The organism is Phytobacter massiliensis JC163, assembly GCF_000321045.1.
In the GTDB taxonomy this organism is placed as follows: Bacteria; Pseudomonadota; Gammaproteobacteria; order Enterobacterales; family Enterobacteriaceae; genus Phytobacter_A; species Phytobacter_A massiliensis.
The window spans coordinates 48,053-62,190 of sequence record NZ_HE578951.1 but is presented as its reverse complement, the minus strand read 5'-3'; the positions used below and the strand labels follow the sequence as shown (position 1 = coordinate 62,190).

The following is a 14,138-nucleotide window of genomic DNA, read 5'->3' as shown; positions in this document are numbered from 1 at the left end:
TGTTCATGCCGAAGTGAAGGACATTCATGATCGAAATTAAACATCTGAAAACGCTACAGGCGTTACGGAACTGCGGGTCGCTCGCGGCAGCGGCGGCCTCGCTGCACCAGACGCAATCCGCGCTTTCCCACCAGTTCAGCGATCTGGAACAGCGCCTTGGCTTCCGGCTTTTTGTGCGTAAAAGTCAGCCGCTACGCTTTACCCCGCAGGGGGAGATTCTGCTGCAGCTGGCCAACCAGGTACTGCCGCAAATCAGTAACGCGCTGCTGGCCTGCAACGAGCCGCAGCAGACCAGGCTGCGCATCGCCATTGAGTGCCATAGCTGTATTCAGTGGCTGACCCCGGCGCTGGAAAATTTCCGCGCGCAGTGGCCGCAGGTGGAGATGGATTTCAAATCCGGCGTGACCTTTGATCCGCAGCCTGCGCTCCAGCAGAGCGAGCTGGACGTGGTGCTCACCTCGGATATTCTGCCGCGTAGCGGCCTGCACTATTCGCCGATGTTTGATTTTGAAGTGCGCCTGGTGCTGTCCCCGGACCATCCGCTCGCCGCACGGGCGCGAGTGACGCCGGAAGATATCGCCGCAGAGACGCTGCTGATCTATCCGGTGCAGCGCAGCCGCCTGGATATCTGGCGGCACTTTTTGCAGCCCGCAGGGATAAGCCCGCAGTTGAAAAGCGTGGATAACACCCTGCTGCTGATTCAGATGGTGGCGGCGCGAATGGGCATTGCCGCCCTGCCGCACTGGGTGGTGGAGAGTTTCGAGCGCCAGGGTCTGGTGGTGACCAAAACCCTGGGCGAGGGATTATGGAGCCGGCTGTACGCCGCCGTGCGCGACGGCGAGCAGCGCCAGCCGGTAACCGAAGCGTTTATTCGCTCAGCGCGGAACCATGCCTGCGACCATCTGCCGTTTGTGCGGAGCGCGGAGCGACCCAGCGGCGATGGACCCACAGCGAGGCCACTATCACCACAGCACCCGTGATAAAGCTCGGCCAGTGGGGCTGCTGGTGCCAGATGGCGAGGTTCACCAGTAACCCGGCGGGAACGTGCATATTATTCATGATGCCAAGCGTGCCCGCGTCCACCTGGGTTGCGCCGTAGTTCCACATAAAGTAGCCGATGCCTGACGCCGCCACGCCCAGAAAGACCAGGATACCCCACTGCAGCGTTGTTTCCGGGATTTTCTGCGCGTTGCCTAACGCGGACCAGGCCACCACCGCCACCAGAAACGCGCCAAGGTAGAACCAGGCGAAGGCGTTATGCTGCGGCATGGGGCGGGTCTCCATCAAGCGCTTATAGCCCACCATCCCGATAGCGAAGCTGATGTTGGAAAGCTGCACCAGCAGCAGCCCCGTCCAGAAGTGATCCGTCACCTGATCGTAACGAATAATGCCCGCGCCAATCACCGCCAGCAGCGCGCTAAAGGCGTAGCCCCAGCGCAGGCGGCGCTTGCTCATCAGATCGTAGATCAGGGTGATATAGAGCGGCGTCAGCACGGTAAACAGCAGCAGTTCGGACACGGTCAGGTAAAGGTAGGCGTGGAAGCTCAGCATATACATGATGCCAAGCTGCATCGCGCCCACCAGCATATAGAGGCCTATGGTTTTCAGGCTGTGCCCACGGGTACGCAGAAACGGCAGGAACACCAGCGCCGCCAGGCCAACACGCACCAGCACAGCGAAATAGCTGTCGACGTGCCCGGCAAGGTATTCGCCGTAGAAGCTAAACGAGAATGCCCACAGGACAGTGGTAATGATCAGTAACGCCACAATGAATGTCTCTTTGGATAAAGTGCATCCATTGTAGCGAAGTATCAGGTTGACAACTGGTCAAATAAAGAGCAAAAAATCACCCAAGAAACAGTTCCCGCAGGTATTTTGGCACCGCGTCTTCAGCATTGGTGCCAATCACTTCCAGCTCAGGATGGAGGTCTTTAAGACGCTGGTGCGCATTGCCCATAATGCAGCCTTTGCCCGCCATCGACAGCATTTCCGCGTCGTTCATACCGTCACCGAAGGCAATACACTCTTTCAGGCTGTAGCCCAGCGCCTTCGCCACCGCTTCCAGCGCGTGCCCTTTCGACACGCCCCCTGCCATCACTTCAAGGCAGGTCAGTGTCGAGAAACTGACGTTAACGCGATCGCCCCAGCGGGCATTGATCGCCTGCTCCAGCGGCAGCAGCGGCTCGTGGGTATCGCAGGTGAAGAACACTTTGCTGATCCCCTCCGGCTCCAGCAGACCCGGCTCAAAGAGAGAGTACTGGAACACCGCCTCTTTAAAGAAACGCATCTCATCCGGGCGATGGCGGTTCATAAACCATTCATCGTCGCGGTAGACGTTGGTGATGATCTCGGGGTTGTTATGCATCACGCCAAACAAGTCGGCGGCGATATCGCGGTCCAGGTTGTGGGTAAACACCAGGTTGCCGTCGGTATCGTGTACGCGCGCGCCGTTAGAGGTGATCATATAGGCCTTGATCCCCAGGTTATCGCGGATTTGCCCCACATCCACATGGTGGCGCCCCGTGGCGAAGACGAAGTTCAGGCCGCGCGTGGTCAGCAGCTTTAGGGTCTCTTTCGCGTAGGGGGAAAGGGTGTGATCGGGGGAGAGCAATGTGCCATCTAAATCAGATGCAACAACCTGGTACATAGGAAAATTTAACCTCAGTAAGTCATTAGTGATGCCGTTCGAAAAAGTCGATAATGGCGTTGAGCGCGACTGAGCGCATAGCGTCCTCTTCGAAGAGGATCTCATGGTACGCGCCCTCTATGACAAGCGGTTTTCCCCCCTCACAGGGGTTGCCCGCCGCGGCGCGAATTTCGCAGAAGCGATCGTGCATGCGGTTATCAACGACACGCTCTTCTTCCGCCTGAATGATAAGCATCGGCGTGGCGTCCTGCATGGCGCCCGCCAGAACCTGTTCGCCAGCGAGGATGCCTTCCCGCACCCAGTGCCAGGTAGGCCCACCGACGCGTAACTGCGGCTCGTCGGCGTAAAAACGCAGGTTACGCCGGTAGCGCGCGCGGCTGTGGGTCAGCACGTTCAGGCTAAAGGGCAACGCATGCCAGCGGCCGGTGCCAATGGCGTAGTTCTCCCGCAGACGCTGGTGCCCCTCCGCCCAGTCGAGGAGATGGCGCACCATCCAGTCCGGCAGGTGAATAATGATACCGAACATCGGCGCGCAAAGCGCGATGGCGTCGCAGTTATGCTCTTCACGTTGCAAAAACAGCGTGGCGATCGCCCCGCCCATTGAGTGGGCAAGGATAAACCGCCGCCGCCACGGGCCGGGTGCGACCTCCTGCTGCCAGAAGGCGGCAAAATCATCGACATAATCGCTGAAATTGACCACGTGCCCGCGATGGGTGTCCGCCAGCATTCGCCCGGAGCGCCCCTGCCCGCGGTGGTCGATAATCAGCACGTCGTAGCCGAGCTGGAACAGGTCATAGGCCAGCTCGGCGTATTTCACATAGCTTTCAATACGCCCCGGGCACACCACAATGACGCTGTCGTGCCCTTCGGCATGAAAACGGACAAAACGCACCGGAATATTGTCCACCCCGGTAAATTCCGCCTCTTCCCGCTGACGCCAGAAATCGGTTAACGGCCCCATACTAAAAGCGGCAAATGCGCTCTCTCTGCTTTCCCAATCCTTGTTTCGCCGGAACATGGGGTTATGCCTCTGCTCGCGTTAAAAAAACGTTTTTGTGACCTATGGTAAGTTCCGCTGACAATAGCGTATTGTGGCATAAAAACAGACAACCAGGGAGTTTCTCATGACCTTCGAGTGGTGGTTCGCCTACCTCCTGACATCCATAATTCTTAGCCTGTCGCCAGGCTCCGGGGCGATCAATACCATGACCACCTCCATCAACCACGGCTATCGCGGCGCGGCGGCCTCCATTGCCGGTTTACAGGCGGGTCTCGGCATTCATATTGTGCTGGTGGGAATTGGTCTGGGCACCCTCTTCTCCCGGTCGGTCATCGCGTTTGAAGTGCTGAAATGGGCGGGCGCGGCCTATCTGATTTGGCTGGGCATTCAGCAATGGCGCGCCGCAGGGGCCATCGATCTCAATACGCTGGCGAAAACGCAATCCCGGGCGCATCTCTTTAAGCGCGCCGTGTTTGTTAACCTTACTAACCCGAAAAGCATTGTCTTTCTTGCCGCGCTCTTTCCCCAATTCGTGATGCCGAACCAGCCGCAGGTGATGCAGTATGTGGTGCTGGGGGTAACGACTATCGTGGTAGATATCATTGTGATGATTGGCTATGCGACGCTGGCGCAGCGCATTGCCGCATGGATCAAAGGGCCGCGTCAGATGAAGGCGTTAAATAAGGTGTTTGGCTCGCTGTTTATGCTGGTAGGGGCGCTGCTGGCCTCGGCGCGCCACGCCTGAGGCTGTTTTCCTGCTTATTCGGACATGCTAACCCTGCTCCCCTCACCCCACAGGGATGAGGGAATAGGGTATGCACTCAACGGGAAATAATTAAATGGATGCCGAAACCGGCAAACAAGGCGCCAGCAAAACCATCGATCCACTTTGCCAGACGCTGATAGCCGCGCCGCATCGCCGGTAAGGCGAACAGGCTGGCCACGACGGTAAACCAGGCGAAGGTCTCCAGCGCGATTAATACAAAAATACCCCAGCGCGCGCCCGCGCCTACGCTGTCGCCGACAAAAAGCGAGAAGACCGAACCAAAATAGATAATCGCTTTGGGGTTAGCGAGATTGGTCAGCAGCCCCTTCATAAAGCTGCGCCCGCTGGTGGCGAGTTCAACATGCGGTTCTTCTGCGCTTGTCTCCTGTTTCTTAAGCGCGCCGCGCAGCATCTGATAACCCATCCAGCAGAGATAAAGCCCGCCGCCGACCATAATGATGTTATGCAGCCAGGCCATTTTTTCGAGGATCAGATTCAGGCCCAGCAGCGCCACGCCGGACCAGACCATAACGCCGCAGGTAATGCCGAACACGCCCATCATCGCCTCTTTACGGGAGCGGCTGACGGCGGTTTGCGACACAAAGAAGAAATCGGGGCCGGGGCTCATCAACGCTACCAGATGCACAAGCGCCACGGTGAAAAATAGCATTAACATTGTCGGTGATACTCGCGAAGGAAATCGTTCAGTGAGTCACCATCCTCGCACTTTTCAGGCGGGCTGACTACTCTTCATCGCCATCGACATGCGCACGGATAAGCGCCATAAACTCCTGACCGAAGCGCTCCAGTTTACGTACCCCGACGCCGTTGACCCCGAGCATTTCACCCGGCGATACCGGCATCTGCTCCGCCATTTCGATAAGCGTGGCGTCGTTGAAGACCACATAAGGCGGCACGTTGTTTTCATCGGCGATCGCTTTGCGCAGTTTGCGTAATTTGGCAAACAGCTTGCGGTCATAATTGCCGACGGCGGCTTTTTGCATCACGCGGGATTTCAACGCCACCAGCCGTGGCACGGCAAGCTGCAATGCCACCTCGCCGCGCAGTACCGGGCGCGCGGCATCCGTCATCTGTAGGGCCGAATGCTGGGCGATATTCTGCGTCACCAGCCCCAGGTGGATAAGCTGGCGAATAACGCTGACCCAGTGCTCATGGCTTTTTTCGCGGCCCATGCCATAGACCTTGAGCTTATCGTGGCCAAGTTCGCGGATGCGCTGGTTATTCGCCCCGCGAATCACTTCCACCACGTAGCCCATGCCGAAGCGCTGGTTAACCCGGCCAATCGTGGAGAGCGCGATTTGCGCATCTTTCAGGCCATCGTACTGTTTCGGCGGGTCGAGACAGATATCGCAGTTGCCGCAGGGCGCCTGCCGCCCTTCGCCAAAGTAGTTGAGCAGCACCAGACGGCGGCAGGTTTGCGCCTCGGCGAAAGCGCCCATCGCGTTTAGCTTATGACGCTCAATATCCTGTAACTGCCCGGCGGGCTTCTCTTCGAGACAGCGACGCAGCCAGGCCATATCTTCCGGCGCGTAAAAGAGCATCGCCTCGGCGGGCAACCCGTCACGCCCGGCGCGCCCCGTTTCCTGGTAGTAGGATTCGATGTTGCGCGGGATATCAAAGTGCACCACAAAACGCACGTTGGGCTTGTTGATCCCCATGCCGAAGGCGACGGTCGCCACCACGATTTGCAGATCGTCACGCTGGAATTTTTCCTGCACGCTGGCGCGCACCTCGTTTTCCAGCCCGGCATGATAGGCCGCGGCGCTAAAACCACGGCTTTGCAGGCGGGCGGCGGTGTCTTCCACTTTCGCCCGGCTGTTGCAGTAGATAATGCCGGATTTGCCGCGCTGGTCGTGCACATAGCGCAGCAGCTGATCGAGAGGCTTGAACTTCTCCATCAGCATGTAGCGAATATTGGGCCGGTCGAAGCTGCTGATTTGAATCAGCGGATCGTTAAGCCCCAGCAGACGCACGATATCGCGCCGCGTAGTGTCATCCGCCGTGGCGGTAAGCGCCATAAAAGGCACGGAGGGAAGATGCTGACGTAGCTGGCCCAGCGCGGCGTATTCCGGGCGGAAATCGTGCCCCCACTGGGAGATGCAGTGCGCTTCGTCCACCGCCAGCAGCACCGGGTTCCAGTGAAGAAGCTGGTCGAGGAAGTTGTCGAGCATCAGACGCTCAGGGGCGATATAGAGCAGGCGAATCTGCCCGCTGCGACAGCCGGCCATCACCTCATGCTGCTGCTCGCGGCTCTGAGTGGAGTTCAGGCACGCCGCCGCCACGCCGTTGGCAAGCAGCTGGTCGACCTGGTCTTTCATCAGGGAAATCAGCGGCGAGACGACAACCGTCAGCCCCGGTAACAGCAGCGCCGGAATTTGATAACAGAGGGATTTGCCGCCGCCGGTCGGCATAACGACCAGGCAGTCGCGCCCTTCAAGCACGGTATCAATGATATGCTGCTGGCCTGGACGAAACTGCTGGTAGCCGAAGGTCTCCCGTAAAACCTGTAAAGCCGTCGATTCCAGATTCAATACTTCCGCCTGCGCCACAATGACCCCGTTCGCCAAAATAAAACAGGCGCTATTTTCAGCGCCTGCTCATGAAACTGCAATGCTTAAAACAGATCGTTGAGCATTACACCCACGCCGACACGTGTCTGATTGAAGTTATAGTCAATCAACGACTCGCCGTAACCGCTGTATACCTGCGTATAGAAGCGGACATGTTTGGTGATGGGATAGCTTACCCCCATCTCTGCGCCGCCGTAACCGGTGTTCCAGTTATACTGGCCCTTCACGCTAAAGATGGCGTCGCCGTACTGATACCCCACGCGCAGCTGATAATACCCCATGTATTTGGTGATATCGTGGTTGTCGTCCGTATTGCCCACCACATACCAGGGCTTAACTTCCACCAGCCAGTTAGCGTTCTCCGCCATCAGGCGGGTATAGATTCGGTTCCAGCTGCGGGATGTCGGATCGGAGCGCCCGTTTGATTGATGATTGAAACCAAACTCCGCATCGCGCAGTGTCCAGTCACCAAGTCGGTAGTCCGTAGCGAAGCCCAGGAATAGCTGCGGTTCATAGTTGGTTTCACGGAACGGCGACGAGGCGGGCTCGTCCGTATTAGAGAGCTGCCACCACGATTTTTGCGTATAGGAAGCGCCCAGCACCGAATTTGGCCCCACGATACCCCGCCAGAGCGGGAACGCAAGACTTAACTGGAATTTCACCTCATCTTTGCGAGACTGATCGGCCCAGCTGTAAGAGCTGATGGCCTCTTTATTCAGATCGTCAGTGTAGGTGTAGAGCAGATAATTGGAATCATACGGATAGAGCGTGAAAGGATTATCATGCTCCTGTAATAAATTAGCGATAATGCTGCCGCGCACCGCTGGCGCGTCGTGTACCTCTTTAACTGTCGCTTCCTGCGCAAAAACTGCGCCGGGCAACGCCCACAGCGCTACAAACCAACCCAGAAACGTCCGCATCGGCTTACTTCCCCTGACCTTGTTGTTGAACTGAACATTTTTGAAACACCTATTCTACATATTTCTGCGGACGCTGCGCAGTTATCCTGTCCTAAACTGGAAATCAACATTTTAGAGGCATAGAATCAACATTCTATTAACATACTGGAAGGATCACTATGTCTGCCGTCCTTACAGCCGAGGCCGCATTAAAGCTGGTGGGTGAAATCTTTGTTTATCACATGCCGTTTAACCGCGCGCTGGGGCTGGAACTCGAACGCTACGAAAAAGAGTATGCGCAGCTTGGTTTTAACAACCAGCCCATGATGGTGGGCAACTGGGCGCAAAGTATTTTACACGGCGGCGTCATCGCCTCGGCGCTGGATGTGGCCGCCGGGCTGGTGTGTGTGGGGAGTACCTTAACCCGCCACGCTACCCTGACCGAAGAAGAGCTCCGCACCCGTCTGTCGCGCATGGGCACTATCGATTTGCGCGTCGACTATTTGCGTCCGGGCCGGGGTACGCGTTTTACCGCCAGCAGTACGCTGCTGCGTGCGGGCAATAAAGTGGCCGTGGCCCGCGTTGAGCTTCACAATGAAGAACAGGTTTATATCGCCAGCGCCACGGCAACGTATATGGTGGGTTGAGTCACAAAAATCGGGTAAAGTGTGGTTACTTTTTAGCAAAGAGTTTTCCCGATGGATGCAAAACAGACGCGGCTTGGGGTCATACTTGCCCTCGCCGCTTATTTTATTTGGGGCATCGCGCCTGCCTATTTCAAGCTTATCTGGTACGTCCCGGCGGATGAAATCCTCACCCACCGCGTTATCTGGTCCTTCTTCTTTATGGTGGCGCTGATAAGCCTCAGCCGTCAGTGGCCGCAGGTTAAAAAACTGCTTAAAACGCCGAAGAAGATTCTACTACTGGCGCTCTCCGCCGTGCTGGTGGGGGGCAACTGGCTGCTGTTTATCTGGGCGGTCAATAACCATCATCTGCTGGAGGCCAGCCTCGGCTACTTTATTAACCCGCTGGTGAATATCCTGCTGGGGATGATCTTTCTTGGCGAGCGTTTTCGCCGAATGCAATGGCTGGCGGTGGCGCTGGCGGCCTGCGGCGTGCTGGTGCAGCTTTGGACGTTTGGTTCGCTACCAGTTATCGCCCTTGGCCTGGCCTTTAGCTTCGCCTTTTACGGCCTGCTGCGGAAAAAAATCGCCGTTGATGCGCAAACCGGCATGCTGGTGGAAACCCTGTGGCTATTACCGGTGGCGGCAATCTGGCTGTTTGGCATTGCCGATAGCAGCACCAGTCATATGGGGCAAAACAGCTGGTCGCTCAACCTGCTGCTGATGGCCGCCGGGGTAGTGACCACTATTCCCCTGCTCTGTTTTACCGGCGCGGCCACCCGCCTGCGCCTGTCGACGCTGGGCTTTTTCCAGTACATCGGCCCGACGCTGATGTTCCTGCTGGCGGTGACGTTCTATGATGAGCATCCGGGCGCCGACAAAATGGTGACCTTTGGCTTTATCTGGGTGGCGCTCGCTATTTTCGTGATGGATGCGCTCTACACCCAGCGCCGTGGGCGGTAATCTTCCGGCCTGCTGTAAAAATTGCCCTGCCTGTATTGCAGGGCAATATCAAAATTTCACTTAAGCTAAATGACTTCCCACTGATATATTTCCCTCAGCCGAAACTCCGCATCGATAATATAAACCCACGCCCTACCAAAATTAGTTGATTATCCGCCAGCGCTTTGCATCAGCCGCTACGCGCTGCTACTTTTTAAATCCCGCAATCGACGACGCTATTTCAGGAAGAATAAGAAATGTTAAGCAAGGTCTTCTTGCCCTCAGGGAAAACCTGCCTTGGTCGCGGGCCGTATATCCTTATTTTCGTTGTGCTGCATGTAATCTATCTTACCGCCGCATTCCAGCTGGATGAAATGCCCACGCTGTTCCTGCTGTCTTTTTTATTATTCACCTATATAAAAATAAATATTAACGCCCAGCGAGCCAGAGACAGCGGTCTGAAAGGCCGCTACGTGGTGATTCCCTCTCTGGTTATCTATCTGGCCTCTGCCGTGCTTGGCTACTTCTTTGGCGAAGATTGCACAAGCCTCGGCGTAAAGATCGGCAACGGTTTCGACCTGCTGGTTTTCTTCATCTTTCTTCTCGCACCCGGACAACAAAAAACAACGCGTTAAGTCGCTTTGCAGGATATCCCTTTAAGGAGAGACAAAATGACCACCCTCAATTCAAATGACTACCGCAACGATCCTTCATTAAATGAAAAATGGAAGTTCCGTTTTGATTTCTACGAAAAGAATGGCCTGCCCGCTTTCTGGGGCGTAACGCCCGCCTGGCGAAGCGCTTTTAAAGAAATGACTTTCTGGCAAAGGATTAAAGTTTCCGTCAATTTCTTCGCCTACTTCTTTTCCTTTATTTACCTGTTAATTCTGGGGTTATGGAAAAAAGCGATTCTGGTCTTGCTGCTCAACCTGGTGGTGGTTTTTATTATGGCGCTGACCGACCTTAGCTTCCTGGGATATATCGTCAATATATTTACCGCCATGCGGGCAAATATATGGTTTTACGAATATAAGGTGAAAGGCGTTCAGTCCTGGAGCCTGTAAAGCAGAGAGGTTCAGTAGCAGGCTGAACCTCTTTAACTTTTTACAGCCAGTTCTTACGCTTAAAGTACAGATACGGTGCCAGCCCTGCCAGGATCATAAAGACAATCGCGCCGGGGTAACCAAAGCTCCAGTGCAATTCCGGCATAAACTCGAAGTTCATCCCGTAGCTGGAGGCCACCAGCGTCGGCGGCAGGAAGACCACGGACACCACCGAGAAGATCTTGATGATTCGGTTCTGTTCGATGTTGATAAAGCCCATTGCCGCCTGCATCAGGAAGTTCACCTTCTGAAACAGGGATTCGTTATGCGGCAGCAGGGATTCGATATCGCGCAGGATCTCGCGGGCCTGCTCCAGCTGCCCGCCCGGCAGGCGCGCTTTACGCACCAGAAAGTTGAGCGCGCGCTGGGTATCCATCAGGCACAGACGCACCTTCCAGCCGATATCTTCCAGCTCCGCCAGAGTGGAGAGCGCTTCATCGTACTCATCCCCCTGATGGCCTTCCATAATGACGCGGCTGAGCTTCTCCAGATCGCTGTAGATGTTTTCGATTTCGTCCGCCAGCTGTTCGATTTTGGTTTCGAACAGATCGAGCAGCAGCTCGTAAGCATTGCCATCCACCATCGACTGGCTGCGGGCGCGCATACGGTAAAGACGAAAAGCGGGCAGTTCGCGTTCACGCAGGGTAAACAGGCGGCCTTCACGAATGGTGAACGCCACGGTGGAGTTACCGGCGTGGTCTTCCGCATCTTCAAAGAAAAAGAAGGAGTGAATATGCAAGCCATCTTCATCTTCGAAAAAACGGGCCGATGCTTCGATATCTTCCAGCTCCGGGCGCGTTGCCAGGTTCTGCCCCAGTTCCGACTGTACGCGGCTTCGTTCTTCGTCATCCGGCTCCACCAGGTCAACCCATACGGAGCTGGCCAGGTGCCTGATTTCATCAGCCTCAAGGCGGGTTAGACGATTATTTTCCAGTTGAAATGCGCTCAGCATAGCCGGGACTCCCAATGCAAAAATGTCTGGACAGTTCGGTTTGGGCACACAGAAACAAAAGGGGTTTCAGACCATTAAACAGCCTGACTCAGCGCGACGGGAAAAAAGCAGGTCGCTGACAACCACTAAGGCCATCAGCACGAGGAGATAGCCTTAGGAGTTGTTCCTGGATGACAGGGAATTGAGCCAGCATCTACTGGGTGTGTCCAAGGCGAATGTCCTCTTAGCGTGATCGTGCGCGCATGTTACGCCAGCAAAAAAGAGGCGTCAACTCGCAACGAAACGCTAAGGGGTATAATTTGCCCCTCAGCGTATAAGGCTAGCAGAATATTACAAAATAATGATATTTTTCTGAATGTTACACGGTTTCCAGCCGGGCGTAAGCGGCAACCAGCCATTTGATGCCCTGCCCCTGAAACGCCACCTGTAACCGGCTGTGCTCACCGCTGCCTTCGAGGTTCACAATCGTGCCTTCGCCGAACTTCGGATGACGCACGCGCTGGCCCAGCTTATAGCCGGTATCGTTCTCGGTGATGGGCGCGCCCATACGCTGCGTGTTGACCGGGCGGCTGACGGTGGCGCGCAGGCGCACCTCTTCCACACAGTTTTCCGGCAGCTCGGCGATAAAACGCGACGGGCGGTGATAGGCTTCTTTGCCGTAAAGACGGCGAGTTTCGGCATAAGTCAGCGTCAGCTTCTGCATGGCGCGGGTGACGCCGACATAGGCCAGACGGCGCTCTTCCTCCAGACGGCCGCCTTCATCCAGCGACATCTGGCTGGGGAACATCCCCTCTTCCATGCCGACGATAAACACCTGCGGGAACTCCAGCCCTTTCGCCGAGTGCAGGGTCATCAGCTGCACCGCATCCTGCCAGGTATCCGCCTGCCCTTCGCCCGCCTCCAACGCGGCGTGGGAGAGAAACGCCTGCAGGGGCATCAGGTCTTCATCTTCATCGTTGTAGCTGAACTGGCGCGTCGCCGTCACCAGTTCCTCTAAGTTCTCGATGCGCGTCTGGCCTTTCTCGCCCTTTTCCTGTTCGTACATCATCCACAGGCCGGAATCTTTGATCACCCGGTCGGTCTGCACGTGCAGCGGCATATCCGCCGTCTCGTGCGCCAGCGCGTCAATCAGATCCATAAAGCGCTGTAGCGCCCCTGCGGCGCGCCCTGCCAGCACTTTGTCCTGCAACAGCGCGCGGGTCGCCTGCCAGAGCGTAAGCTGGCGGTCGCGGGAGGTCTGGCGCACCACGTCCAGGGTACGGTCGCCGATACCGCGCGTCGGGGTATTGACCACGCGCTCGAAGGCCGCATCATCATTGCGATTGGCAATCAGGCGCAGATACGAGAGCGCGTCTTTGATCTCCTGACGTTCGAAGAAGCGCATCCCGCCGTAAATACGGTACGGCATGCTCGCCTGGAGTAGCGCCTCTTCCAGCACGCGCGACTGGGCGTTGCTGCGATAGAGAATGGCGCAGTGTTCCAGCGCGCCGCCGTTGTCCTGCCAGGTTTTAATGCGGTTAACCACGAACCGGGCTTCATCCAGTTCGTTAAAGGCGCAGTAAAGCGAAATCGGTTCGCCGTCAGCGCCGTCGGTCCACAGGTTTTTCCCCAGTCGACCGTTGTTGTTTTCAATCAGGGCGTTAGCGGCGCTGAGGATATTGCTGGTAGAGCGATAGTTTTGCTCCAGGCGAATCGTCTGCGCGCCGGGGAAGTCGTTAAGGAAGCGCTGGATGTTCTCAACCTGCGCGCCGCGCCAGCCGTAGATGGACTGGTCATCGTCGCCCACAATCATCACTTTGCCGGTGTCGCCCGCCAGCAGGCGGATCCACGCATACTGAATGTTGTTGGTGTCCTGGAATTCGTCCACCAGAATATTGGTGAAGCGTTCGCGGTAGTGCTGGAGGATATGCGGCTTGTTGAGCCACAGCTCATGGGCGCGCAGCAGCAGCTCGGCGAAATCCACCAGCCCCGCGCGATCGCAGGCTTCCTGATAGGCCTGGTAGACCTTCTGCCAGGTCTGCTCCACCGGGTTGCCGAAGCTCTGTATATGGTGCGGGCGAATACCTTCATCTTTCTGACCGTTGATGTACCACATCGCCTGGCGCGGCGGCCACTGCTTTTCATCAAGGTTCATCGCCTTGATCAGGCGTTTGAGCAGGCGCAGCTGATCTTCGCTGTCCAGAATCTGAAAATCCTGCGGCAGGTTCGCATCCAGGTGGTGGGCGCGCAGCAGACGGTGCGCCAGACCGTGAAAAGTGCCGACCCACATGCCGCCCTGGCTGGTGCCCATAATTTGGCCGATGCGGTGACGCATCTCCGCCGCGGCTTTGTTGGTAAAGGTCACCGCCATAATGGAGTACGGCGAATTGTTCTCCACGCTCAGCAGCCAGGCGATGCGGTGCACCAGCACGCGGGTCTTGCCGCTGCCTGCCCCGGCCAGCACCAGCATATTGCTGCGTGGCGCGGCCACCGCTTCACGCTGTTTATCATTAAGGCTGTCGAGCAGGTAAGAAACGTCCATTGGCACCGCCGCGTAAAAGAGTGTTGGGCCGCTACGCGAAATATGGGTGTTCGTCACGACAGGACGCGTAGCAAAAGCCTGGGTATATATACAG

At 56.6% G+C, this 14,138-nt stretch carries 15 protein-coding genes; 6 read left to right on the top strand and 9 right to left on the bottom strand.

What is annotated here, in order from left to right; all coding sequences use genetic code 11:
* Positions 1 to 26 precede the first annotated feature (26 nt).
* Complete coding sequence (metR, locus tag ENTHG_RS22870) at positions 27 to 980, top strand: HTH-type transcriptional regulator MetR (protein ID WP_044185719.1); 954 nt, start codon at positions 27 to 29, stop codon at positions 978 to 980.
* Here metR and ENTHG_RS22865 read toward each other — a convergent pair.
* The 3 genes from ENTHG_RS22865 to pldB form a co-directional block, all read right to left on the bottom strand.
* Complete coding sequence (locus tag ENTHG_RS22865; protein WP_044185717.1) at positions 868 to 1,767, bottom strand: carboxylate/amino acid/amine transporter; 900 nt, start codon at positions 1,765 to 1,767, stop codon at positions 868 to 870. The two genes, metR and ENTHG_RS22865, sit on opposite strands and share 113 nt — an antisense overlap.
* A 79-nt stretch (positions 1,768 to 1,846) precedes the next feature.
* On the bottom strand, positions 1,847 to 2,647 hold the full coding sequence (gene yigL / locus ENTHG_RS22860; protein ID WP_044185715.1) for a sugar/pyridoxal phosphate phosphatase YigL: 801 nt from the start codon (positions 2,645 to 2,647) through the stop codon (positions 1,847 to 1,849).
* Between the two features lie 25 nt (positions 2,648 to 2,672).
* The gene (pldB, locus tag ENTHG_RS22855; RefSeq protein WP_044185713.1) at positions 2,673 to 3,665 is read right to left on the bottom strand and encodes a lysophospholipase L2; all 993 of its coding nucleotides are present in this window, start codon (positions 3,663 to 3,665) and stop codon (positions 2,673 to 2,675) included.
* A gap of 106 nt (positions 3,666 to 3,771) precedes the next feature.
* Here pldB and rhtB point away from each other — a divergent pair, with 106 nt between their 5' ends.
* On the top strand, positions 3,772 to 4,392 hold the full coding sequence (gene rhtB, locus ENTHG_RS22850; protein ID WP_044185711.1) for a homoserine/homoserine lactone efflux protein: 621 nt from the start codon (positions 3,772 to 3,774) through the stop codon (positions 4,390 to 4,392).
* 76 nt (positions 4,393 to 4,468) lie between these two features.
* On the opposite strand, the gene rhtC is transcribed toward rhtB, so the two are convergent.
* From rhtC to pldA, 3 genes are all read right to left on the bottom strand, one after another.
* A complete protein-coding gene (rhtC, locus tag ENTHG_RS22845) occupies positions 4,469 to 5,089 on the bottom strand; it encodes a threonine export protein RhtC (protein ID WP_044185709.1) in 621 nt (206 codons plus the stop codon).
* 67 nt (positions 5,090 to 5,156) lie between these two features.
* Entirely contained in the window at positions 5,157 to 6,983 is a 1,827-nt protein-coding gene (gene recQ, locus ENTHG_RS22840; protein ID WP_044185784.1) for an ATP-dependent DNA helicase RecQ, read from the bottom strand.
* Between the two features lie 65 nt (positions 6,984 to 7,048).
* Positions 7,049 to 7,924, bottom strand: coding sequence for a phospholipase A (pldA, locus tag ENTHG_RS22835; protein ID WP_044185707.1), 876 nt, complete (start codon positions 7,922 to 7,924; stop codon positions 7,049 to 7,051).
* Positions 7,925 to 8,082: 158 nt separating this feature from the next.
* Here pldA and yigI point away from each other — a divergent pair, with 158 nt between their 5' ends.
* From yigI to ENTHG_RS22815, 4 genes are all read left to right on the top strand, one after another.
* Complete coding sequence (gene yigI / locus ENTHG_RS22830) at positions 8,083 to 8,550, top strand: acyl-CoA thioesterase YigI (protein ID WP_044185705.1); 468 nt, start codon at positions 8,083 to 8,085, stop codon at positions 8,548 to 8,550.
* 51 nt (positions 8,551 to 8,601) lie between these two features.
* A complete protein-coding gene (rarD, locus tag ENTHG_RS22825; protein WP_044185703.1) occupies positions 8,602 to 9,489 on the top strand; it encodes an EamA family transporter RarD in 888 nt (295 codons plus the stop codon).
* Positions 9,490 to 9,725: 236 nt separating this feature from the next.
* Positions 9,726 to 10,103: a hypothetical protein gene (locus ENTHG_RS22820; protein WP_044185701.1), complete on the top strand. Its 378-nt coding sequence runs from the start codon at positions 9,726 to 9,728 to the stop codon at positions 10,101 to 10,103.
* A gap of 36 nt (positions 10,104 to 10,139) precedes the next feature.
* Positions 10,140 to 10,532 carry a DUF2628 domain-containing protein gene (locus ENTHG_RS22815; RefSeq protein ID WP_044185699.1) on the top strand — a complete coding sequence of 131 codons (393 nt, stop codon included), beginning with the start codon at positions 10,140 to 10,142 and terminating at the stop codon, positions 10,530 to 10,532.
* A gap of 40 nt (positions 10,533 to 10,572) precedes the next feature.
* Here ENTHG_RS22815 and corA read toward each other — a convergent pair whose 3' ends face one another.
* From corA to uvrD, 3 genes are all read right to left on the bottom strand, one after another.
* On the bottom strand, positions 10,573 to 11,523 hold the full coding sequence (gene corA / locus ENTHG_RS22810; protein WP_044185697.1) for a magnesium/cobalt transporter CorA: 951 nt from the start codon (positions 11,521 to 11,523) through the stop codon (positions 10,573 to 10,575).
* 153 nt (positions 11,524 to 11,676) lie between these two features.
* The gene (gene ysgD, locus ENTHG_RS26480) at positions 11,677 to 11,733 is read right to left on the bottom strand and encodes a YsgD/CorL family protein (RefSeq protein ID WP_368073599.1); all 57 of its coding nucleotides are present in this window, start codon (positions 11,731 to 11,733) and stop codon (positions 11,677 to 11,679) included.
* Positions 11,734 to 11,881: 148 nt separating this feature from the next.
* The gene (uvrD, locus tag ENTHG_RS22800) at positions 11,882 to 14,044 is read right to left on the bottom strand and encodes a DNA helicase II (protein ID WP_044185694.1); all 2,163 of its coding nucleotides are present in this window, start codon (positions 14,042 to 14,044) and stop codon (positions 11,882 to 11,884) included.
* Positions 14,045 to 14,138: the final 94 nt, after the last annotated feature.